The organism is Halobaculum sp. D14, from assembly GCF_051195135.1.
Lineage (GTDB): Archaea > Halobacteriota > Halobacteria > Halobacteriales > Haloferacaceae > JBNTKA01.
Genome location: NZ_JBNTKA010000003.1, coordinates 149,189 through 170,712, shown reverse-complemented (window position 1 = coordinate 170,712; position 21,524 = coordinate 149,189). Strand labels below are relative to the sequence as shown.

At 70.4% G+C, this 21,524-nt stretch carries 18 protein-coding genes and 1 tRNA gene; 6 read left to right on the top strand and 13 right to left on the bottom strand.

Annotated elements, in window-relative coordinates; genetic code table 11:
- Positions 1 to 182 precede the first annotated feature (182 nt).
- The gene (locus ACQUST_RS11740; RefSeq protein WP_435128605.1) at positions 183 to 428 is read right to left on the bottom strand and encodes a hypothetical protein; all 246 of its coding nucleotides are present in this window, start codon (positions 426 to 428) and stop codon (positions 183 to 185) included.
- 123 nt (positions 429 to 551) lie between these two features.
- On the opposite strand from ACQUST_RS11740, the gene ACQUST_RS11735 reads away from it, so the two are divergent.
- Positions 552 to 1,418, top strand: a complete 867-nt coding sequence (locus tag ACQUST_RS11735) for an HD domain-containing protein (protein ID WP_435128602.1) — start codon at positions 552 to 554, stop codon at positions 1,416 to 1,418.
- 169 nt (positions 1,419 to 1,587) lie between these two features.
- Positions 1,588 to 2,865, top strand: a complete 1,278-nt coding sequence (locus tag ACQUST_RS11730) for a digeranylgeranylglycerophospholipid reductase (protein WP_435128599.1) — start codon at positions 1,588 to 1,590, stop codon at positions 2,863 to 2,865.
- Positions 2,866 to 2,988: 123 nt separating this feature from the next.
- Here ACQUST_RS11730 and ACQUST_RS11725 read toward each other — a convergent pair whose 3' ends face one another.
- The 8 genes from ACQUST_RS11725 to gatC form a co-directional block, all read right to left on the bottom strand.
- Positions 2,989 to 4,287 carry an MFS transporter gene (locus tag ACQUST_RS11725; RefSeq protein ID WP_435128597.1) on the bottom strand — a complete coding sequence of 433 codons (1,299 nt, stop codon included), beginning with the start codon at positions 4,285 to 4,287 and terminating at the stop codon, positions 2,989 to 2,991.
- A gap of 240 nt (positions 4,288 to 4,527) precedes the next feature.
- Positions 4,528 to 4,599: transfer RNA gene (locus ACQUST_RS11720), tRNA-Gly, on the bottom strand.
- Positions 4,600 to 4,716: 117 nt separating this feature from the next.
- The gene (locus ACQUST_RS11715; RefSeq protein ID WP_435128594.1) at positions 4,717 to 5,784 is read right to left on the bottom strand and encodes an NAD(P)/FAD-dependent oxidoreductase; all 1,068 of its coding nucleotides are present in this window, start codon (positions 5,782 to 5,784) and stop codon (positions 4,717 to 4,719) included.
- Positions 5,785 to 5,929: 145 nt separating this feature from the next.
- The gene (locus ACQUST_RS11710) at positions 5,930 to 6,679 is read right to left on the bottom strand and encodes a class I SAM-dependent methyltransferase (RefSeq protein WP_435128591.1); all 750 of its coding nucleotides are present in this window, start codon (positions 6,677 to 6,679) and stop codon (positions 5,930 to 5,932) included.
- 2 nt (positions 6,680 to 6,681) lie between these two features.
- On the bottom strand, positions 6,682 to 8,832 hold the full coding sequence (locus ACQUST_RS11705) for a type II secretion system F family protein (RefSeq protein WP_435128588.1): 2,151 nt from the start codon (positions 8,830 to 8,832) through the stop codon (positions 6,682 to 6,684).
- A 2-nt stretch (positions 8,833 to 8,834) separates the two neighbouring features.
- A complete protein-coding gene (locus tag ACQUST_RS11700) occupies positions 8,835 to 10,748 on the bottom strand; it encodes a type II/IV secretion system ATPase subunit (protein ID WP_435128586.1) in 1,914 nt (637 codons plus the stop codon).
- A gap of 102 nt (positions 10,749 to 10,850) precedes the next feature.
- Positions 10,851 to 12,152, bottom strand: coding sequence for an Asp-tRNA(Asn)/Glu-tRNA(Gln) amidotransferase subunit GatA (gene gatA, locus ACQUST_RS11695; protein ID WP_435128583.1), 1,302 nt, complete (start codon positions 12,150 to 12,152; stop codon positions 10,851 to 10,853).
- Entirely contained in the window at positions 12,152 to 12,475 is a 324-nt protein-coding gene (gene gatC / locus ACQUST_RS11690; RefSeq protein WP_435128580.1) for an Asp-tRNA(Asn)/Glu-tRNA(Gln) amidotransferase subunit GatC, read from the bottom strand. The genes gatA and gatC overlap by 1 nt, the downstream gene beginning before the upstream one ends.
- 284 nt (positions 12,476 to 12,759) lie before the next feature.
- Here gatC and ACQUST_RS11685 point away from each other — a divergent pair, with 284 nt between their 5' ends.
- Positions 12,760 to 13,737, top strand: a complete 978-nt coding sequence (locus tag ACQUST_RS11685; protein ID WP_435128577.1) for a transcription initiation factor IIB — start codon at positions 12,760 to 12,762, stop codon at positions 13,735 to 13,737.
- Positions 13,738 to 13,847: 110 nt separating this feature from the next.
- On the opposite strand, the gene ACQUST_RS11680 is transcribed toward ACQUST_RS11685, so the two are convergent.
- The gene (locus tag ACQUST_RS11680) at positions 13,848 to 15,197 is read right to left on the bottom strand and encodes a methyl-accepting chemotaxis protein (RefSeq protein ID WP_435128574.1); all 1,350 of its coding nucleotides are present in this window, start codon (positions 15,195 to 15,197) and stop codon (positions 13,848 to 13,850) included.
- A 273-nt stretch (positions 15,198 to 15,470) separates the two neighbouring features.
- On the opposite strand from ACQUST_RS11680, the gene ACQUST_RS11675 reads away from it, so the two are divergent.
- Entirely contained in the window at positions 15,471 to 15,953 is a 483-nt protein-coding gene (locus ACQUST_RS11675) for an NUDIX hydrolase (protein WP_435128571.1), read from the top strand.
- 120 nt (positions 15,954 to 16,073) lie between these two features.
- Here ACQUST_RS11675 and ACQUST_RS11670 read toward each other — a convergent pair whose 3' ends face one another.
- The 3 genes from ACQUST_RS11670 to ACQUST_RS11660 all read right to left on the bottom strand — a co-directional run bounded on the left by ACQUST_RS11670 (position 16,074) and on the right by ACQUST_RS11660 (position 18,548).
- Positions 16,074 to 17,162: an asparagine synthase-related protein gene (locus tag ACQUST_RS11670; RefSeq protein WP_435128568.1), complete on the bottom strand. Its 1,089-nt coding sequence runs from the start codon at positions 17,160 to 17,162 to the stop codon at positions 16,074 to 16,076.
- The gene (locus ACQUST_RS11665; protein ID WP_435128565.1) at positions 17,159 to 17,848 is read right to left on the bottom strand and encodes a PHP domain-containing protein; all 690 of its coding nucleotides are present in this window, start codon (positions 17,846 to 17,848) and stop codon (positions 17,159 to 17,161) included. The genes ACQUST_RS11670 and ACQUST_RS11665 overlap by 4 nt, the downstream gene beginning before the upstream one ends.
- A 70-nt stretch (positions 17,849 to 17,918) precedes the next feature.
- The gene (locus ACQUST_RS11660) at positions 17,919 to 18,548 is read right to left on the bottom strand and encodes a hypothetical protein (RefSeq protein ID WP_435128562.1); all 630 of its coding nucleotides are present in this window, start codon (positions 18,546 to 18,548) and stop codon (positions 17,919 to 17,921) included.
- 81 nt (positions 18,549 to 18,629) lie between these two features.
- Between ACQUST_RS11660 and ACQUST_RS11655 the strand changes: the two genes are divergently transcribed.
- Together ACQUST_RS11655 and purL are read left to right on the top strand one after the other, a co-directional pair.
- Entirely contained in the window at positions 18,630 to 19,244 is a 615-nt protein-coding gene (locus ACQUST_RS11655) for a metal-dependent hydrolase (RefSeq protein ID WP_435128559.1), read from the top strand.
- A 103-nt stretch (positions 19,245 to 19,347) separates the two neighbouring features.
- Entirely contained in the window at positions 19,348 to 21,513 is a 2,166-nt protein-coding gene (gene purL, locus ACQUST_RS11650; RefSeq protein WP_435128557.1) for a phosphoribosylformylglycinamidine synthase subunit PurL, read from the top strand.
- Positions 21,514 to 21,524: the final 11 nt, after the last annotated feature.

The following is a 21,524-nucleotide window of genomic DNA, read 5'->3' as shown; positions in this document are numbered from 1 at the left end:
GCGGTCGCGAAGACGACCGCCCCGAACAGCGCGTACGTGACGATGGTGCTGACCTCCGAAGGAACGAGGTGTCTGACCTCCGAAGGAACGAGGTGTCTGACCTCCGAAGGAACGAGGTGTCTGCGGTGTATCCACCGCGTCGTCCAGGCCGCGATGAGCGCCGTTCCGAGCGGCCCGAGCGCTCAGTAGACGAGCGGCGCGCCGCTCACGACGTCGCCGTCGACGATGACGAGCACGCTCACGGCGAGCAGGCCGGCGGCGACCCCGAGATAGACGACTAGCCGTCCGCGGAGCCCGTCGACTCCGGCGTCGTCGGCCCCGACGGGCCCGAACGGAGTGACGGCGTCGCTGCCAGCGGTATCGCTACCGGCGGCGTCGCTGCCTGCCGCACCGCCGTCGGACGTTCGGGTGGCGACGTCGTCGGTCATCGTCCGGTCATCCTCGAAGCCTGCGCACCCGACAGGGAAAGCAATTTGGACGGTTCCCGGTCGGCGGCGCCGTTCGGCGACCGGGACACCAGCGTTTTTACCGGCGGTGGCGTCACCCGAGGTATGAGTGATTACGACGCCGGCAGCGACACCGGCGCGGACGGCGCCGACACGGAGGGCCGCCGGAAGTACGACCCCGACGGCACGCACGCCTTCCCGGACGACCGCGTGAACGAGGTGCTCGTCGCCATCGACGACGACCCGGAGATTCACACGTATCTGCGGGCGCAGAACGTCAACGCCGTCGAGCGGAAGGGCTACAACGACCACGGCGCGAAGCACATCGAAATCGTCCGGAACCGCGCGCTCCGGCTGTACGACCTGCTGAAACGCGGCGGCGTCGACTTCAACGGCGCGGCCCAGCAGGGGCTCGACGAGGCGGACGAGGCGGTCATCGTCGCGCTCGCCGCGACGCTGCACGACATCGGCCACGTCGTCCACCGCGACGAGCACGCCTACTACTCGATTCCGCTCGCCGCCGACCTGCTCGACCGGTTCCTTGAACAGTTCGACTTCTACGGCGTCGACGAGCGCGTCCGCGTGAAAGCGGAGGTGCTGCACGCCATCCTCTGTCACCACACCGAGGAGACGCCGCTGACCCGCGAGGCCGGCGTCATCCGCGTCGCCGACGCGCTCGACATGGAGCACGGCCGGTCGCGGATGCCCTACGAGAAGGGGGGCCGCGGCATCAACACGCTCTCGTCGCAGGCCATCCGGAACGTCGAACTCAAACCCGGCGACGAAGCCGACGGCGAAGGCGAACCGGTGCCGGTGCTCGTCGACATCGAGATGGTGAACGCCGCCGGCGTCTACCAGGTCGACAGCCTCCTGAAGGCGAAGCTCCGCGACTCGCTCATCGAGGAGTTCGTCCGCATCGTCGCCATCAACACGAAGGCCGACGACCAGCTCGTCGAACGAATCGAACTGTAACCGTCGCCGACGAGTCGCCGACCCGCCGCCGCCCACACCGACCCGCGTTCCGCCGACGGCCGCTCTGCGTCGAAGGCGTCTCCTCGCCTCCGCTTCGGCGTGTACGGAGGCCGCTCGGGGCTGGTCGCGTTCAGCAAGACTGATTAGCGCGACCCGGGTTTTTCGAGGCATGACTGACCACTTCGACGTGGTTATCGCCGGTGCCGGTCCCGCGGGCGCCCAGTGCGCCCGAGACCTCGCGGACCGCGACTACGACGTCCTCGTCTTGGAGACGGAGAACGAAGACGAGTTCCCGCGGCAGAGCAACAAGTCCACGGCCGGGACGTTCCCGTCGATGATGGGCGCGTTCGGCGTCCCCGACGACGTCGTGATGAACTTCACGGACAGCGTCGTCCTCGAGTCGCCGAACGACCACTTCGTCCAGGAGCAGCCCGGCGCCGTACTGGAGTTCGCCGACTTCAAGCGCTTCCTCGTCCGGGACGGCCGCGAGAACGGCGCCGAGTACCGGTTCGACTCGCGGGCGACCGCGCCCGTCACCGACGACGACGGCGCCGTCGTCGGCGTCCGCTACAACGGCGACGAGGAGGTCCGGGCGGACGTCGTCGTCGACGCGACCGGGCCCGCGGCGCCGCTCGCGAAGCAGGTCGGCGTCAGCGACCTCGAACGGGAGAACCAGGCCATCGGCATCGAGTGGGAGATGGAGGGCGTCGACGTCGACCACCCGGAGTACGCCGACCTGACGGACGGCATGATGCTGCGGCTCGACCACGACCTCGCGCCGGGCGGCTACTCGTGGATCTTCCACACCGGCGGCGACACCGCGAAGGTCGGGCTCTGCTACATCCAGAACGAGAAGTACCACTCGAACACGGACGGCATGAGCATCGACGACTACCTCGAACACTGGCTGGAGACCGACCCGCGGTTCGCGGACGCCGAGAAACTGGCCGGGAAACAGCACCGCGGCTCCGCGCACATCCAGCCGCCCGGCGAACTGTCGACGGCCGGCTTCATGGCCATCGGCGACACCGTCCCGAGCATCGACCCGCTGTGGGGCGAAGGCATCCACAAGGGCATGAAGTCCGCCCGCGCCGCCGCCGTCACCGCGGACCGCTGTCTCACCGGCGGCGTCGACACGTCCGCCGCCGAGATGTCGGTGTACGACGACCTCTGGCACAGCGAAGTCGCGCCCGACACCTCGATTCGGCTCCTCATGACGCATCTGCTGTACTACGCGCCGAACGACCGGTACGACCGGTTCATGCACGACATCAACCGGATGGACCTGTCGACGCTCGCTGACGCGAACGGCGGCAGCCTGCTCGCGATGTCGAAACTCCTCCACCTCGGCGACCTCCCGATGCTCCGGAACTTCGTCCGCGACCACCCCGACATCGTCAAGGGCGCGCTCTCCGACGCCGGCCCGCTGTCGTTCCGCCCCTCGTAGCCGTCGACCGACCGCTCGGCCGGTGATACGCGGCGGTACAAATCGCTCCCGTATCCGTCTCACAGCACAGTCGATTGTCTCGAAGCCGACCGTCTCACAGCACGGTCGACCGTTTCGGGACGGTTAGTCGTCCCCGACGTCGGCGGCGACGACGGCGTCCGCCCGGGACGCGCGCTGGAACACCAGCCAGAAGACGCCGGAGGCGACGACGATGAACGCGGCGGCGGTGTAGAAGGCGGCGGAGGTGGAGACGTAGTCGATGATGAGGCCGATGCCGACCGGGCCCGCGACCTGCCCGACCTTCCACGAGATGCTGCGGAGGCTCATCGCGGAGGCGACGGCGTCGTAGTGTTCGCCCTCCTCGACGAACAGCGACATCGACGCGGGGAGCCGGATGCTGTCGGCGACGCCGAGCACCATGTAGGCCGCGAACAGCGTGAAGAAGGCGCCGCCAAGCACCTGGTCGCCGCCGAAGACGTGCAGCCTGTACGGGTCGATCGCGCCTTCGAACCGGTAGCTCGCCGGAATCATCGCGGTTCCGAGGCCGTACAGCAGCGCGCCGACCACGACGAAGTACTCCTTCCGGCCGACCCGGTCGGCGAGTTCGCCGACGTACCCCTGCGTGAGCGCCTTCGTCAGTTTGCCGCCGGCGAGAATCCAGCCGATGGCGAACGTCGTGAGCCCGAACTCGGTGCGCGCCAGGATGGGGAGAAAGATGATGACCGCCATCTTCCCGACCGAGAACGCGAGCCGGAACAGCACGAGCGACCGAATCATCGGGAGGTCCAGCAGGTCACGGAGCGTGTCGAGGCCGCCGCTCTCCTCGCGGTCGGCGCCGCCGCCGGGGTCGTCGCGGAGGAACAGGTAGACGAGGACGAACGCGACGATGGTGACGCCGGTGAGGACGACGTACGTGAACGTGAACCCCTCGGCGTACAGCAGGTAGCCGCCGACGAGGTCGCCGGCGAGACTGGAGATGGCGGCGACCTGGTTGTACGAGCCGAGCCACCGGCCGTTCTCGCCGTCGGGCGCGATGGTGCCGACGACGGTCGACCCGGTTATCCAGAGGATGGAGGCGCCGACGCCCTGGAGGATGCGGACGAGGATGACGTGGACGGCGCTGTCGACCAGCATGAAGCCGAAGAAGACGACGACGTTGATGGCGAGGCCGGCGAGCAGCCAGTGTTTCGCGTTGCCGGTGTCGACCTTCCGGCCGAGCGGCAGCACGATGAGCAGCTGGACGACGGCGAACGCGGTGCCGAACAGCCCCTCGATGAACCCGGAGGTGTGGTAGAGTTCGGCGTACAGCGCGAGCGCGATGAGCAGCGTCGAATACGCCTGACTGCGGGCGAACGCCGTGCCGGCGAGCGCCGCGAACTCTCTGTCGCTCAGGAGCCTGACTGAACTACCGAACCGAGCCACGGTTACGTCTCGAAACACGGGGGGCGTGGTTAAACGGTGTCATTCCGGTCGGCTTCGCAGGGAGGTCACACCCCTCGCAGGACGGAGCCCGCTCGGCACGTCGACCGGATTCGGCGCAGAAAACACGGCGACCGCGACCCAGACCGCCGCTTTTCGGCTGTCTCACTAAGTCTCGGCAGCGGCGGCTCCGCGGTTCAAATCCCCCTGGGCGATTTTCGCCTCACTTCGTTCCGCAGAAAGTGCGCCGGCCGGGATTTGAACCCGGGTCGTTGGCTTGGAAGGCCAAAGTCATACCAGCTAGACCACCGGCGCGCTCGCCTCGCCGTCCGCGGCGTCTGCGCCGACCGTTCCGGTCGGATTCGGGCGCCGACGGCGCTTCGAGGCTACCCGTCTGTAGTCGCAGCGGGATTAAGGGGTTTGCCTTTTCGGTCAGTCGTCGGCGGCGGCGTCGGCCTCGTCTCTCGGGCCGGCGGCGTGGCCCTCGTGGGCGACGGCGGTCGCGAGCAGGTCCGCCGAAATCGCCGGGACGTCGTCGGCGCCGACGGGGCCGAGTTCGTCGATGTCGTCGGTGGAGCGCGGGAACTCCCGGAGGTCCATGTGGAGCGCGATACCGCACTTGGCGCCCTCGCCCATCGCGACCGGAATCTGGTTGTGGCCGGGCGTCAGGTCGCCGACCGCGTAGACGCCGTCGACCGAGGTGCGGCCGTGGTCGTCGACGGCGACCTCGCCGTCGTCGTCAACGCGGTCGAGTCCGAGCGCGTCCGCGAGTTCGGCGTGGTAGTCCGAACCGTACATCGGGAAGCCGCCGCGGTACTCGCGGACGGAGCCGTCCTCGAACTCGAACGACGCCAGCCAGCCGTCGTCGTCCTTGTTCATCGACGCGATCTCCTCGTGGACGACGTCGACCGGGTGGTTCTCCAGCATTTCGGCGGTGTCGTCGCTCCACGTCGGGTCGGCGCCGCGGGTCAGCACGTCCACCTCGTCGGTGAAGTTAAGCATGATCATCGCGACGTGGGCGGCGGCGTCGCCGGCGCCCATCACGTACACCGGTTCGTCGACGAACATGTACGCGTCACAGTGCAGGCAGTAGTGCAGTCCGCGGCCCGTCGGCGGCAGCGGCGGGTCGGGGCGCTCGTCCGAGAACCCGGTGGCGAGCACGACGCGTCGGACCGCGTGGTCGTCGTCGCCGGCGGAGACCGCGAATCCGTCGTCGGGGACGTCGCCGCGGGCGGCGACGTCGTCGACGTAGCCGCGGACGTAGTCGGCGCCGTAGCTCTCCACCTGTTCGCGGGCGGTCTGGAGGAACTCCGCGCCGGAGGTGTCCTCGGTGACGCCGATGACGTTGTGGGTGTCTTGCATCATCGCGGCGCGGCCGCCGCCGCGGTTGACGACGAGCGTGTCCAGGCCGAGGCGAGTCGCGTACAGCGCCGCAGTGAGTCCGGCGGGGCCGCCGCCGACGACGGCGACGTCGTAGTCGAATTCGGCGTTCGCACTCATGTACCGGCGTTGCGTCGCCCGCCGTATAAAGTCGTGTTCGGCTGTGCGGCGGCGCCGCGAACCCGGGCGGTTCCGCACCCCGAACAGTCCGCGCCCCGAAGCCGCGACTCGCCGCGGATTTCGGTCGCCGATTTCGGCGGCCGCGCTACCGGTCGCCGGGGGCGACGACGGCGTAGCAGTTCCCGCTGGAGACGAACTCGTCGACGACGCGGACGCCGGCGGCGTCGAGGTCGGCCCGGAACTCGGCTGGGTCGTAGACGTGGTAGAACCGCGGCTCCGTGTCGCCGCCGGGCAGCGTCCAGTCGACGGTCGTATCGAAGCCGTCGTCGCGGTCGAACCGGTCGTGTTCGGTGCTCCAGGCGCTCACGAGGCCGCGGCCGTCCGGCGCGAGCGCGCGGCCGAGTTCGGCGAGCGAGTCGACGCGGGCGTCGCGGGGCCGGAGGTGGTGGAGCGCGGCGACGTACACGGCGAGGTCCGCGGCACCGGCGCCGACCGGGAGCGCGGCGGCGTCGCCCCGCACCAGTTCGAGTCGGTCGGCGTACCCCCTGTCGGCGGCGCGGCGGCGCGCCTCGGCGAGCAGCCCGCCGCTGACGTCGACGCCGACGACGCGCTCGGCCGCGTCGACGAGGAGTTCGCTGTGCCGGCCGTTCCCGCAGCCGACGTCGAGTGCGACGTCCACGGCCGGGGCTCCCGACCCGTCTCCGCGGAACTCGTCGAGGAACGACTCGACCTCGGGCCACGGGTACTCCCGGGTCTTCGAGAAGTGCGCCGCGATGCGGTCGTAGACGGCCGCGACGCCTGGCGCGGCCCGGCTCCCGTCGCCGGGCGCCTCCTCGGCGGACGTGTCCTCGCTCGGTACGGCTGCGTCACCGTCCGCTGTGGTTCGTCGTGTCATCGTCAGATGTACGCGAAGACGGCGTACGTGATGGCGAGCATCACGGCCGCGTGTTTCACGCCGTCGCGGACGTCGCCCTCGCCGAGCTGGCCGGCGATGAGCCCCGAACAGACCGACTGAATCGCGGCTGCGTGGTAGAACAGCGTGACGTACGTCGACGTGTCGATGTCGCTGAGGCCGCTGAACACGCCGCCGGAGATGCCGGTGCCGGGGACGCCCTGTGCGGCGCCGCCCAGTTGTGCGTTCTCGACGGCCGGGATGAACGACACGGTGAGCGCGGCGACGATGCCGACGAACACGAAAAAGGAGACGTAGATGACGAGCAGGTACGTCACCATCACCTGCCGGCGTTCCCGGCGGAGCCGCCGGGTCGCGCGGGCCTCGTCCGCCGCGATTTCGAGCACCGGCGCGACGTCGCCGCTCGCCGCGATGGCGTTCGTGATGAGCGCGACGGCCCGCGACACCATCGGCGACCGCACCCGCTTTTCCATGCGTTCGAGCGCCGCCGAGGCGTCCGCGCCCCACTGGATGTCCCGCCACGTCCGCTGCACCTCCGGCGTCAGCCGTTCGAGGTCCGACTGCGTGAGCCGCTCGATGCTCTCGACGACCGTCATGCCGGCGTCGTTGATGCTCGCCATCCGGTCGAGGAAGTCCGGCACCGCCTCCTCCATGGCGCGCGTCCGCCGCTTGTCCGCCTCGTAGACGACGCCGAAGACGACGAACGCGAACAGCGTCGCCTCGAACACCGGCGAGTCGAGCGTGCGGAGCGCGGGCAGCGGCGCCAGCGGGACGGCGCCGGCGCGCAGCAGCACCCAGACGACGCCGACCGGAACCGTCACCGCCGCGGTCACGGCGGGCCGTTCGAGCAGCGCGTCCAGCGGCCGGTCCAGCCACGCGAGCAGCCGTTTCAGCCGGTCGTACATCGCCAGCCGCTCCCGGCTCGCCGTCCACCTGTCGCCCACCCAGTCCGCGCCGCCGACGCCGCCGAGCAGGCCGGCGTCCGCGCCGTCGACGACGCCGCCGTCTGTCCGGCCCGCCGTTTCGTCGCTGCTCCGCGCGTTCGCGACCTGCACCGTCCGCGGGTCGGTCGCCGCCTCGGGGCCGCTGACGCCGCCGGTCCGGTCGGCCGTCATGGAGTCGATGTAGACGACGAACGCGGCGCTCGCCAGCGGGACGCCGGCGTAGACGACGACCCGGAGCAGGTCCGTGGTGTCGCGCAGCACCAGGCCGATGACGACGAGAATCGTGATGAAAAACAGCGGCCCGGCGACCAGCACCGTGACGTACGCCTCCGCGAGCGTCGACAGCAGTTCGAGGTACTGCTCCTGCTGGGACTCGGCCTCCTCCTGATACCGCTCGTACTGGCCGCGGAGGAACTCGGAGAGGCTCTGCCCGCTGCCGAGCACCGACGCGAGGTTCTCGCCGAACTCCGAGAGGTTCTGCGAGGGCGACCGCGCCGCCATCCGTTCGAGCGCGGTCAGCACGTCCGTCCCGAACGTGTTCATGTCGCGGACGGCGACGCCGAGTTCGCTCGCGGCTTCGCCGTACACCGACTCGTTCTCGGCGAGCGTGTTCAGCGCCGCCGGAAACGACATCCCGGACCGGCTGAGCGCGTACATGAACGCGACCGTCCGGGGCAGCGTGGACTCGATTCGGCCGGCGCGGGCCTGCGCCCGCTGGTCGAGCAGCGCCCAGCGGAGGTAGTAGGTGCCGACTGCGGCGCCCGCGCCGACCGTCGCCGACGAGAGCAGCAGCAGCGGGAATAACTGCCCGGCGCCGAGTTCGCCGAGCCGAGTGAAGTTCGCGAGGAAGCCGAGCGCCGGCGGAAGCGCCGTCCGCAGCGCGGCGCCGCCGAGCCGGAGCAGCGCGAACAGCGCGGCGATGCCGTACACGCCGAGGACGGAGCCGGCGACGCCGAGCAGCCCGGCGTACAGCAGCGTCCGGGAGGCGTACGCCCGGTGGGTCGTCGCGACGTGCGCCGCCCGGAGCCGCTCTTGCTGCTCGCGCTTCCGCGGGCTCTGCTCCGCCACGTAGTCGCCGAACACGGCGAGCGCGACGCGCGTCGTCGCCAGACTCACCCGCGGGCTCGCCCACGCCGCGGCCGGCACCGCGAGCACCGCCAGCGACACGAGAAGCGGCACGTACTCGAGCATCGTCAGCGACCGCCACCGCCGTCGGCGTCGTCGTCAGCCCTCTCCCCGGACTCGTCGGCGTCGGGGCCACCGAAACCACGGTCGTCGAAGCCGCCGTCGAACCCGTCCTCGCCGAATCCGTCGTCGGTACCGAATCCGTCGTTGGAACCGTCGGTTTCGTCGCCTTCGGCCTCCGTTCGGTCGGCGTCCCAGTTGGCGGCCTCGCCGGCTTCGGCGTCCCTGTCGGTGGCCTCGCCCTCGCCGCCTTCGGCGCTTCGGTCCGCGTCGACGACGCCGGTGTCGACGTCGGCGTCGAGGTCGTCGGCTTCGGCCTCGATTCGGTCCATGACGCGGTCGCTGTCGGCGTAGTACTCGTTGACGAGCGCGGTGAACCGCCGGTAGTCGGTGACGTTGCGGTCGCGGAGGTGTTCGAGGAACCGCTGGCGGTCCCGCATCTCCCGGAGCAGCCGCGAGCGCGTCCAGCCGCGCTCCTCTTGAATCTCGCCGAGGAGGTCCGAGTCGCGCCGCCTGAACGAGTCGGTTTCGGGGTCCCAGTTGTACGCCGACGAGTAGTCGAGTTCGCCGGTGCGCTGGTCGATGCCGCCGATTTCGCCGACGGTCTTCACGCGGCGAACGCGCTCGCCGCCGAACCGGGTGAGCGTCTGCACCGACAGCATGTCGAGGCTCTGCACCATCGCCCGCGGAACGTTGATGGGCTCGTTTTCGAGGCGGTTGATGACGGTCTCGATGGAGTCGGCGTGCATCGTCGAGAACGTCGTGTGCCCCGTGTTCATCGCCTGGAACAGCGTCACGGCCTCCTCGCCGCGCACCTCGCCGACGATGATGTACTCCGGGCGGTGCCGGAGCGCAGAGCGCAGCAGGTCGTACATGTCGATGTCGGTGCCCTCGTGGAGGCGCTCTCTGGTGACCGACGACAGCCAGTTGTCGTGGTACAGCGACAGCTCCCGGGTGTCCTCGATGGTGAGCACCTTCGAGCGCGGCGGGATGAACATCGACACCGCGTTCATCGACGTGGTCTTCCCGGAGGCGGTGCCGCCGGCGAAGATGAGGCTCTTGTTGTGCTCGATGCACAGCCAGAAGTACGCCATCTGCTCGACGCTGAACGTGCCGTAGTTGATGAGGTCGATCGGCGTGAACGGCTCCTCGGCGTACTGCCGGATGGTGAACGCGGAGCCGCGCGGCGTCACCTCTTCGCCGAGCGCGAGTTCGGCGCGCGAGCCGTCCGGCAGCGTCGTCTCCACGATGGGGTCGCCGACGGAGATGTGCTGGCCGGACTGCTGAGCCAGCTGGATGACGTAGTTGTCGAGCTCCTCCTCCGTGAACGAGATGTTCGTCTCGATGTCGGTGTAGGTGTCGTGGTAGACGAAGATGGGGAGGTCGTAGCCGTCACAGGAGATGTCCTCGATGTGGCGGTCGTTCAACAGCGCGTCCACCTTGCCGTAGCCGCGGAAGTCCCGGTCGATGTAGTACAGCAGCGTGTAGTAGGTGTCCATCCCGGCGTCGACGCCGTACTGTTCGAGCAGCGACTCCAGCTCCTCGCGCAGCGTGTCCTCGTCGGCGCGGCCGACGTCGGACCGGTACAGAAGCGGGTCGCGGATGTCGTCGACGACTCGCTGCAGCAGCGCCAGTTCGAACCGGTCCAGTTCCGGCTCGACGACGTGGTAGCGGTGCGCGCTCTCGGCCTCCTCGTACGTGATGACGACGTAGGCGTACGGCGCGTTCACCCAGTACCGCTCGATTTCCTCGTGGCCCTCCGGCGGGTCGAACGACGCGAACGGGCCGTCCTCGCCGGGGCGGAACGGCCGGACGTCGATGTCGGCGCCGCGAAGCATCTCGATGGTGCGCGAGATGCGCCGCTTGAGCGCGTCCACGCGGCTCTCAGACGAGTCCGTGCCGGCCGCGAGGTCCCCGGACATGCGCGTAGTCACCGACCGTTCGGCCGTCCCGTACTTAAATCCGACACCACCGGTCTCGGCTGCGAGAACCGGAGTCGACGCGGGCAGCCGGAGAGGCAGCGGTCACTGGTCGGCTTCGACGGCGCTGGCGGCGCGGATGATGGCGTCTTCGCCGTACTTCGGCCCGACGAACTGCATACCGACCGGGAGGCCGTCGACGTCGCCGGCGGGCACCGAAATCGCGGGGAGGTTCGCGAGGTTCACGGGCACCGTGTTGGCGTCCATGAGGTACAGCGACAGCGGGTCGTCGAGGCTCTCGCCGCGCTCCGGGGGGAGCACCGGCATCGTCGGCGTCGCGAGGACGTCGGCGTCGCCGAGCGCGTCGTCGAAGTCCTGTGCGACCCAGGCGCGGGCGTCCTGCGCCTTCTTGTAGTACTTGTCGTGGTAGCCGGCGGAGAGCGCGTAGGTGCCGAGCAGAATCCGGCGTTTCACTTCGTCGCCGAAGCCCTCCTCGCGGACGCTGGCGAAGGCGTCGTTCCAGTTCTCGTCGCCGCTGCCGCCGCCGGCGGAGTCGCTGCCGGCGCCGCCGTAGCGGACGCCGTCGAACCGTGCGAGGTTCGAGGAGGCCTCCGACATCGCGATGACGTAGTACGCCTGCACGGCGTGTTCGACCGACGGCAGCGACACCTCGACGGTGTCGACGCCGCGGGCCTCCAGGTCGTCGACAGCTGCCTCGAACACGTCGACGACGGCGTCGTCGGCGCCCTCCACGAGTTCGGTCGGGATGCCGACGGTGAAGCCGTCCACGTCGGCGTCGGCGGCCGCCGCGTACGCCGAGTCGGCGCCGCGGTCCGTGGTCGTCGCGTCGTTCGGGTCCGGGCCGGCGATGACGTCGAGCAGCGCGGCGGCGTCCTCGACGGTCGGCGCCAGCGGCCCGACCTGTTCGAGGGAGTTCGCGTACGCGACGAGGCCGTACCGGGAGACGAGGCCGTACGTCGGCTTGATGCCGACGACGCCGCAGAACGCGGCCGGGTTCCGGACGGAGCCGCCGGTGTCGGAGCCGAGCGCGAGGTCGGCGTCACCGGCCGCGACGGCTGCCGCGGAACCGCCGGAGGAGCCGCCCGGGACGCGGTCGGTGTCCACGGGGTTCTCGACGGCGCCGAACGCCGACGTCTCGGTGGTGCCGCCCATCCCGAACTCGTCCATGTTCGCCTTGCCGACGATGGTGGCGCCGGCCGCCTTCAGGCGCTCGACGACTGTCGCGTCGTACGGCGGCACGTAGTCGGCGAGCATCTCGGAGCCGCACGTGGTGCGGACGCCCTCCGTCGAGATGTTGTCCTTGACCGCGACCGTCGCGTCCGCGAGCGGCCCGTCGTCGCTGCCCTCGACGACCTCCTCGGTGATGAAGGCGTTGTGCGACGCCATCACGACACCTTCGGGCCCTTGAAGAAGCCCTCCTCCGACTCCGGCGCGTTCGCCAGCGCCTCCTCCTGGCTCAGCCCCTCGCGGACCTCGTCGGGCCGCATCACGTTCACCAGGTCCGGCTCGGATTCGACAGCCGGCACCTCGTCGAGCGCCGCGAAGTAGTCGAGGACGTCGGAGAACTGCGACGCGAACGCCGCCGCCTCATCGTCGTCGAGGTCGACGCGCGCCAGGTCCGCGACGTGTCTGACCTCGTCGGGGTCGACGGCGTCGGCCTCGGCGTCAGCGTCGCCGTCGGCGCCGCCTCCGTCGTTCGTCTCGCTCATACCACAGCGGTGCCGCGGCCCGGGAGTAAGGGTTTCGATACCCCCGACCCGCCGCCGTCCCTGTCCGTTCCGCTCGGCCACGGTTCGCCACCGAGACGCGGTCGTTCTCCGGACGGTTCGTCGGGTGGGTCCGCGTCCGCGTCACGCCGGCCCGCACTCGCGCTCTAGCGCGCTCGCGTGTCCGCCTTCCCGGTGCCAGCAGACATAAGTCGCTTGCGGCGCAACACGATATCGTGGAACCGAGTACGGAGAGTTACTGCTCCGCGTCCACGGACCTGTAAACAATGAGTGAGAACGTCCGAAGTCACGCGGGCGAGCGAACGCGTACCGACTCCGAAGAGGAGACCGAGTCGGAGCAGGAGACGCTCGAGTGTCCCGAGTGCGGCGGTCAGCTGGTGAAAGACTCCGAGCGGGGTGAAACGGTGTGTACGGACTGCGGGCTCGTCGTCGACGAGGACGAAATCGACCGCGGCCCCGAGTGGCGGGCGTTCGACTCCAAGGAGAAAGACGAGAAGAGCCGCGTCGGCGCCCCGACGACCCAGATGATGCACGACAAGGGGCTGTCGACCAACATCGGCTGGCAGGACAAAGACGCCTACGGCAACCAGTTGTCGGGGCGGCAGCGCCAGAAGATGCAGCGGCTCCGCACCTGGAACGAGCGGTTCCGGACGCGCGACTCGAAAGAGCGGAACCTGAAGCAGGCGCTCGGCGAAATCGACCGGATGGCGTCCGCCCTCGGCCTCCCGGAGAACGTCCGCGAGACCGCCTCCGTCATCTATCGCCGCGCGCTCGACGATGACCTCCTCCCTGGACGCAGCATCGAAGGCGTCTCGACCGCGAGCCTCTATGCGGCCGCCCGGCAGGCCGGGACGCCGCGGAGCCTCGACGAAATATCGAACGTCTCGCGCGTCGGGAAGGACGAAATCGCGCGGACGTACCGGTACGTCGTCCGGGAGCTCGGCCTCGAAATCCAGCCGGCCGACCCCGAGAGCTACGTGCCGCGGTTCGCCTCCGAACTCGACTTGAGCGACGAGGCGGAGCGACGCGCCCGCCAGCTCCTCCAGACGGCGAAAGAGCAGGGCGTCCACTCCGGCAAGTCGCCGGTCGGGCTCGCCGCCGCCGCCATCTACGCCGCGGCGCTGCTCACCAACGAGAAGGTCACGCAGAACGAAGTGAGCGACGTCGCCAACATCTCGGAGGTCACCATCCGAAACCGGTATCACGAGCTGCTCGAAGCCGAAGAGCACGTCCAGATGCCCTGACTCCGGTTCTGACTCTGATTCTCGGCGGAAAGACGGAGAGTGCCGGAGGCCGCACCGACCCGACCCGGGACGACCTGGTCTGGCGAGAACCGGCCTGACCTGTCCCCTGACTATTCGACGCGCTGGACGTCCTGCTCGATGCGGTTCAGGCTCTGCTTGATGTCGTCGACGCGCTCGGTCTGCTGTTCGTTCGCCACCACTAACTCCCCGATTTCGTCGGTGAGTCCGCGGAGTTCGTCGATGACGTCGGTGAGCATCGTCGCGGCCTCCTCGGCGCTCGCCGCCTGGTCGTCGGTCGCCTCCACGATCTGGTCCATGCCGTCGACGGTTTCGCTGACCGCCTCCCGGATTTCCGCTTGATTCTCGCCGAGTTCCCGGACGCGCTCTGCGGTGTCCTCCACCCGCTCGCCGGTCGCCTCGACGCTGTCCGTCGTCGCCTCGATGGTCTCTGCGACCTCGGTGACGATGCGTTCGATCTCGTCCGCCTCCGCTTTCGACTGCCCGGCGAGGTCTTTGATCTCGTTCGCGACGACCGTGAATCCGCCGCCGGCCTCCCCCGCTCTCGCCGCCTCGATGTTGGCGTTCAGCGCGAGCATGTCGATCTGTTCGGTGATGTCGTCGATGCCGGCGACGATCTTGTCGATCTCGTCGAGTCGGTCCTGTAGCGCCGCGGTGTTGTCGGCGAGGTTCGTCGTCGCCTCGGTGACGGCGTCGACGTCCTCGACCACCTCGTCGGCGGTCTGTTCGGACTCGCGGGCGAGCCGTTCGGCGTCCTTGCTGCGGGCGCTCACCTCCTCAGCGCTCGCCGCGATTTCCTCGATTGTCGCCGACAGCGTCTCGACCTCCGTGCCGACCTCCTCGAGGTTCGACATCTGTTCGCGGGCGACGTCGTCGATCTCCTGTGAGCCGTCCGCGATGCTCTGGGTCGCCGTATGGAGTTCGTCGATGGCGTCGTCGACCTCCTCGGCCATCTGCTCTTGGAGGTTCTGGATGGCTCTGCGCTGCTCGACGATTTCTGTGACGCGGTACACCATCTCGAAGGCGCCCTCGATTTCGCCGTCCGGGCCGCGCAGCGGCGTGCCGGACGCCTGGACGTGCCACCGTTCACCCTCGTCGTTCTCGCTGCTCCGGACGGAGTTCTCGCTGACCGTCTCGCCGGTCCTGACGATCTGCTCGGCGAGCGTCTCGGCTTCCCCTTCGGTCTTGATGACCTCGTTCGCCTGCTTCCCGACGACGTCCTCGGCCGCCATCCCCGAGAGGTCCTCGTGCGCCTCGTTCCAGTGGGTGAGGGTGCCGTCCGCGTCGGTCACCAGAATCGGCTCCGGGAACGAGTCCAGCAGCGACTCGAACATGTGGCGCCAGTAGTCGCGCTCCTCGCGGAGCGCCTCGGTGGTCTCCGCGTCGTCGGCTCCGTCGTACAGCGATACGTCCGCGTTCGCAGTGTGTTTCGGTACGGTCATTCGTTCCAGGTTCGGTGGTTTGTCACGTCGTACTCCCCGGGTGTGGCGGCGTTCGACGGCTGCCGACCCTCCGCGGGCGGCCGCGTCGTTGCGGCGGTGCCACACGCCTTTGCGTACCCGCGAGAGCCAACCTACAAGAACGCTCCGGCGAAATTATCGGGATTGAAAGAGAGTGGAATCATCACCGGCGGCCGACCCCCCTCCCTCCGATGTTGACCCGGACCGGCCGCGGTGAACCGATAGCCACATCGGGTGCGCTGTCCGACCCCGGGTGTGGAAACCACACGTCACTTCACCGCGACGGCGTATCTGGTTCACGACGGCGCCACCGCGCTTCACCGCCACCCGCGGCTCGGAATCCGGATTCCGCCCGGCGGCCACCTCGACCGCGACGAACTCCCGCACGAGGCCGCCCTCAGAGAGGCGAGAGAGGAGACCGGGCTGGCGCCGACGCTCGTCGACGACACCGACGGCGTCGCGGCGCCCGCCGGCGAGTCGCTCCCCGACCCGCGGCACACGATGCTGTACGATATCAACGTCCACGGCGACGGCTCGGTCGGCCATCAGCACGTGGACTTCGTCTTCTTCGCGAGCGTCGAGCACCGCGACGTCGACCCGGCCGGGTCGGACGAAGCACCGGCAGACGCGTGGTCCTGGTACACGCCGGCTGACCTCCGCGCCGACGACCTGGACGGCGACACCGTCGAAATCGGCCTGGAAGCCATCGACGCAGTCGAGTCGAGCCTGTCGCGGTAGCGCCGACTCCAGATTCAAGTAGGAAGCCGCGGCCAGACGCCCCGTGAACTGAGAGCCGTCGGCCGACGGCCCACGGGTGTGCGGTGCACCGCCGGCCGGAGCGACGCCGCGCACCGCCTGTCAGCCTTCCGTCAGCAGCGACTCGACGTACTTGCCGACGTGGTTGTCCATCCGTCGCTTGAACCCGGCCTGCCGAGCCAGCCGGTCGAGTTCCCGAGAGACGTACGTCCCGTACTGAACGGCCTTCTTGTCCGCGGCCCTGACCGACTCCGGAACCAGCCCGTCCGCCGCGCGGCGGAGCGCCACCTTCCGTTCGTCCGGAGTCGCGATGCAGTCGGCGGGAAGCCGTCCCGCGGCGTCGACCACGCGGTCGTGCAGCAGCGGCGCCACCGGTTCGACGCCGGCCGCTCGGAGCGTCAGCACGTCGCGCTCCAGTTGGTCCGGGAGCGTCAGCACCGTCTCGCGGCGCGCTCCGCGAACCGTGTCCGCGTCGACGCGGTCGTCCGTCGCCGGGTCGACGACCTTCGCGTAGCCGCCGAACAGCTCGTCCGCCCCCTGCCCGACTGCGAGGCGGTCGTAGCCGTCGGCGGCGACGCGCTCCGCGACGAGAAACAGCGGCAGCGCGATCTGGACGTCCATCGGGTTCCGCCGGCCGGTCGCCCGAACGATTTCCGGGACGGCGCGTCGGAGGTCCTCGTGTCCGAGGTCGACGACGCGGAGGTCGCGGTTCATGGCCGCAGCCGCCTCGCGTGCCGCCGCGACGTCGTGGCATCCCTCGAATCCCGCGACGTACAGCGGCGCGTCCGGAACGCCGGCGGCGACGACGGCGGAGTCCACGCCGCCCGAGAACGCCACGGCGACCCCGTCGGCGTCGACCGACCGGACGCTCGCCCGGACGGCGTCTCTGACCGCAGCGAGCGCGTCTTCGGGCGCCGACGGCTCCGGGTCGGGGAGTGACCACACCGCCCGCTCGGTCGCGCCGTCACGGACGTGGCCGGCGGGCACGGCGACCGGCGCGCGCAACGCGGTCGGGTCGAAACTCCACGATTCAGGGGACTCGCGGTCGGAGAAGACGGGTCGGCGGCCGAGCACGTCGCGAACGAGCGCTCCGTCGAGTTCGCCGGCGAACCCGGCGGTTCCCGGAAACGGGTCACGCGAGCGCAGGGCGTCCCGGACGACGCCGGGGGCCGCGCCGTCGACGTCGGTCACGGCGACAGGAACTCGTCGACGCGGCGCTTGACGCGGCGTTTCGCGCCGCCGGCGGCCTGCCGGAACGAGATGTACCACGGCGTCCGCTTCCCGACGACGCTGGTTCTGCCCTCGCGTATCGCGTCGAGGACGGCGTCGACGCTGCGTTCCTCCGCGCCGACTTCGGTGACCGCCTGCCCGACCATCTCGGAGATGTGGGCGTCGCTCCCGGCCGTCATCGGGACGCCGTGGTCCAGCGCGAACGCCTCGGCCTGCCGGTTCGACCGACCGGTGAGGAGCCGAGAGTTGTACACTTCGATGGCGTCGGCGCCGGCGAGCTGCTCGTCGGTGACGTGCGGCGCGACGCCGTGCCGCGAACTCTGGAACGGGTGCGGGACGACCGCGATGCCGCCCTGTTCGCGGATGCGGTCGAGCGTGTCGTCGAACGACAGCCCGGGCGGGACGACTTCCTCGACGCCGAACGCCAGCACGTGACCGGCGGCGCTCGTCACCTCCATCCCCGGTATCCCGACGAGGCCGTAGTCGTCGGCTTTCTTGGCGGCTTCGAGGCTCGCGTCGATTTCGTCGTGGTCCGTGACGGCGAGGCCGTCGAGCCCGATGGCCGCCGCCTGTTCGAGCAGCAGGTCGACCGGGTCGCGGCCGTCGTGCGAGAGCGCGGAGTGACTGTGCAGCTCGACCGAAAGCACGTGTGGCCGTAGTCGCAGCCGGTAGAAAAGGTGTCCGGTCCGCCGCGCCACCGGTTCGCACGGGGCACGGTCACTCGCGGGCGCTGCGGAGCGCGTCGGCGACGCGGTCGGTGAGTCCGCTCAGCTTCGACCCGCCGAAGACGGCGACGACGACGGCGCCGGCGGCGTCGAACACGAGGTCGAGCAGCGTGTCGTCGATGCTGTACTGCACCAGAATCGGCTCGGCGCCGACGGCCTCGCCGACGAACCGGGCGGCGAACTCGGCGACCTCCCACAGGACCCCGGCGGCCAGCGTGACGACGAGGACGACGACCGACAGGAACGGCTGGGGGAGCCTGATGGCGTCGGAGTTCTCGTCGACCGCGCGGACGACGACGTAGCCCGCGGCGGCGACCATCGTCGCGGACAGCGCGTGCGTCAGGTGGTCCCACCACCAGATGGTCTCGTACGGCCCCGCCATCCCGACGACGTGCAGCACCGCGGCGGCCGTGACGGCGAGCGTGAGTCCGGGGCCGAGCGTCACCCGGAAGTCCCGCCGAAGGACGACCGGGACGAGCGTCACCGCGCCGGCGAGCGCGGCGTTGACGACGAGCGCGACGTTCGCCGTGAGGACGCCGACCGCGAACATCCCGACGAGGACGGCCTGGAGGAGCCTCGCCAGCACCAGACTGACCGGGGCGCCGCCGACGGTGCGAGTCACGGGTGTCGTGTCCGCACCCCGGCGTGAAGAAGTGTGGCGGTCGCCGAGAGGGCTAAGGCCGTCGGTGCCGTAGCGCCGGCCATGATGGCGACGACGCACGCGGCGGTCGGTGCCGCGGTCGGCGCTGCCGCGGCAGCGGTCGCGGCCGCCGCTCCCGAACTGACGCCGGTCCTGCTCGCCGCCGGCGCGGCGGGCGGCGTCTTCCCGGACTTCGACCTGTACGCCGGCCACCGGCGGACGCTGCACTTCCCGGTGTACTACTGGGTGGCCGCAGCGGTCGCCGTCGCGGTCGCCGTCGCGGCACCGTCGGCGCTGACGGTGGCCGCGTCCGTGTTCGTGGTTGCTGCGGCCGCACACTCCGCGATGGACGCGGTCGGCGGCGGCCTCGAACTCCGGCCGTGGGAGGCGACGTCCCAGCGCGCGGTGTACAACCACTTCCACGGGCGGTGGGAGCCGCCGCGCCGCTGGATTCGGTACGACGGAGCGCCGGAGGACCTGCTGCTCGCGGGCGCGGCGACTGCGCCGACGCTGTTCGTCGCCGGCGGCGACCCGGTCGTGGTTCGGGTTGCGCTCGGGGCGCTGGCGGTGTCTGCGGGCTACGTCGCGCTCCGGCGGCCGCTGGCGTCGGTCGCCGAACGCCTCGCCGCCGCGGCTCCGGCGCCGGTCAGGCCCTACGTCCCCGACCGGTTCCTGTAGCCCGTCGCCGCGTCCGCGGCCGCCGACCGCCGCAGCCGAAGACGATAGACACGTCCGTGCACATGGAAAGCCATTTGTGGACAGTTTCTGAACGAACACGTGAATGCCTCTCGCCGATTCGGACCGCGAACTCGTCGTCGCGGAGCTCGGCCGCGACCCGACGCGCGCCGAGGCCGCCCTGTTCGAGAACCTCTGGAGTGAGCACTGCGCCTACCGGTCCTCGCGGCCGCTGCTGTCGGCGTTCGACAGCGAGAGCGACGACGTCGTCGTCGGCCCCGGCGACGACGCCGCCGTGATTGCGGTGCCCGCAGCCGACGCCGACCGCGACGTCGACGAAGCGGGTGGCGTCGACGACGCGAACGGGTCAGACGTGTACATCACGCTCGGCATCGAGAGCCACAACCACCCGTCGTACGTCGACCCGTTCGACGGCGCGGCCACGGGCGTCGGCGGCATCGTCCGCGACACGATGAGCATGGGCGCCTACCCCGTCGCGCTCGCCGACTCGCTGTACTTCGGCGACTTCGACCGCGAGCACTCCCGCTACCTGCTCGACGGCGTCGTCGAGGGCATCAGCCACTACGGTAACTGCATCGGCGTCCCGACGGTCGCCGGCTCGGTGGCGTTCCACGACGGCTACGAGGGGAACCCGCTGGTGAACGTCGCCTGCGTCGGCGTCACGGACGCCGACCGGATGGTGACTGCGGTGGCCGAAGAACCCGGGAACAAGCTCGTGCTCGTCGGCAACGCGACCGGCCGCGACGGCCTCGGCGGCGCCTCGTTCGCCTCCGAGGACCTCGCGGAGGACGCCGAGACAGAGGACCGCCCCGCGGTGCAGGTCGGCGACCCGTACGCCGAAAAGCGGCTCATCGAGTGCAACGAGGCGCTCGTCGACGAGTCGCTCGTCGTCTCCGCCCGCGACCTCGGCGCAGCCGGCCTCGGCGGCGCGTCCTCCGAACTCGTCGCGAAAGGCGGGCTCGGCGCCCGCATCGACCTGAACCGGGTGCATCAGCGCGAGCCGAACATGAACGCAATGGAGATTCTGCTCGCCGAGAGCCAAGAGCGGATGTGCTACGAGGTTCGCCCGGGCGACGTGGCGCGCGTCGAGGCGCTCGCCGACCGGTTCGACCTCGGCTGCTCGGTCATCGGCGAGGTCAGCGAGGGGAACTACGTCTGCGAGTTCGACGGCGAAACCGTCGTCGACGTCCCCGCGGAGTACCTCGCGGACGGCGCGCCGATGAACGACCTCGCGCGGGCGGAGCCGGAGCGGGCCGAGCGCGACCTGCCGGACGCGGACGTCGAATCGGCGTTCGAAGCCGTCGTCGGCCACCCGAACACGGCGAGCAAGCGCTGGGTGTACCGGCAGTACGACCACGAGGTCGGCGCCCGCACCGGCGTGCTCCCCGGCGACGACGCCGCGGTGATGGCGCTCCGGGAAGCCGACACCGGCCTCGCGCTCTCGGCGGGGGCGGAGCCGCGCTGGACCGACGCGGCACCGTACGACGGCGCCCGCGCGGTCGCGCTGGAGAACGCGGCGAACCTCGCCGCCGTCGGCGCGACGCCGCTCGCCGCCGTCGACTGCCTGAACGGCGGGAACCCGGAGAAGCCGGCGGTGTACGGCGGCTTCGCGGCCGCCGTCGACGGCCTCGCGGAGATGTGCGGCGACCTCTCGGTGCCGGTCGTCGGGGGCAACGTCTCGCTGTACAACGACTCGCCGGCCGGCCCGATTCCGCCGACGCCGACGCTCGCGATGGTCGGGACGTCGCCGACGTACGACGCGCCGGGCACCGGGCTCGTCGGCGACGGCGACCTGCTGCTCGTCGGCGACGCCGGCGGCGCGCTCGGCGGCTCCGAGTACCTCGCGCAGACCGGCGGCACCGACGGCTTCCCGTCGCTCCCCGAGGACGCCTCCGACGTCGTGGCGGCGCTCGCGGACGTCGCCGGCGACGACGGGACGCTCGCGGTGCACGACGTGAGCCACGGCGGACTCGCCGTGACGCTCGCGGAGATGGTGACGCCGGACGCCGGCGCCGACGTCGCCGTCGACGACGCCGTCGCGCTGTTCGACGAGACGCCGGGCCGAGCGGTCGTCGAGACAACCGACCCGGACGCGGTGGCCGCGGCGTTCGACGGCGTCGCGTCCGTGGAGCGACTCGGCACGGCGACGGACAGCGGCGCGCTCTCGCTGACGGTCGGAGACGAACAACTCCGGTACGGCGCCGACGACATCGCGGAGCGGCGCGCGGTGCTCGAACGCGAACTCGACTAGTCGGCCGCTCG

Coding starts and splice junctions, on each gene's coding strand:
- ACQUST_RS11710 (WP_435128591.1), bottom strand. CDS start 6,679: ATGACACGACGAACCACAGCGGACGGTGACGCAGCCGTACCGAGCGAG.
- ACQUST_RS11680 (WP_435128574.1), bottom strand. CDS start 15,197: ATGACCGTACCGAAACACACTGCGAACGCGGACGTATCGCTGTACGAC.
- ACQUST_RS11705 (WP_435128588.1), bottom strand. CDS start 8,832: ATGCTCGAGTACGTGCCGCTTCTCGTGTCGCTGGCGGTGCTCGCGGTG.
- gatA (WP_435128583.1), bottom strand. CDS start 12,152: ATGGCGTCGCACAACGCCTTCATCACCGAGGAGGTCGTCGAGGGCAGC.
- ACQUST_RS11685 (WP_435128577.1), top strand. CDS start 12,760: ATGAGTGAGAACGTCCGAAGTCACGCGGGCGAGCGAACGCGTACCGAC.
- ACQUST_RS11700 (WP_435128586.1), bottom strand. CDS start 10,748: ATGTCCGGGGACCTCGCGGCCGGCACGGACTCGTCTGAGAGCCGCGTG.
- ACQUST_RS11735 (WP_435128602.1), top strand. CDS start 552: ATGAGTGATTACGACGCCGGCAGCGACACCGGCGCGGACGGCGCCGAC.
- ACQUST_RS11740 (WP_435128605.1), bottom strand. CDS start 428: ATGACCGACGACGTCGCCACCCGAACGTCCGACGGCGGTGCGGCAGGC.
- ACQUST_RS11655 (WP_435128559.1), top strand. CDS start 18,630: ATGATGGCGACGACGCACGCGGCGGTCGGTGCCGCGGTCGGCGCTGCC.
- ACQUST_RS11715 (WP_435128594.1), bottom strand. CDS start 5,784: ATGAGTGCGAACGCCGAATTCGACTACGACGTCGCCGTCGTCGGCGGC.
- gatC (WP_435128580.1), bottom strand. CDS start 12,475: ATGAGCGAGACGAACGACGGAGGCGGCGCCGACGGCGACGCTGACGCC.
- ACQUST_RS11730 (WP_435128599.1), top strand. CDS start 1,588: ATGACTGACCACTTCGACGTGGTTATCGCCGGTGCCGGTCCCGCGGGC.
- purL (WP_435128557.1), top strand. CDS start 19,348: ATGCCTCTCGCCGATTCGGACCGCGAACTCGTCGTCGCGGAGCTCGGC.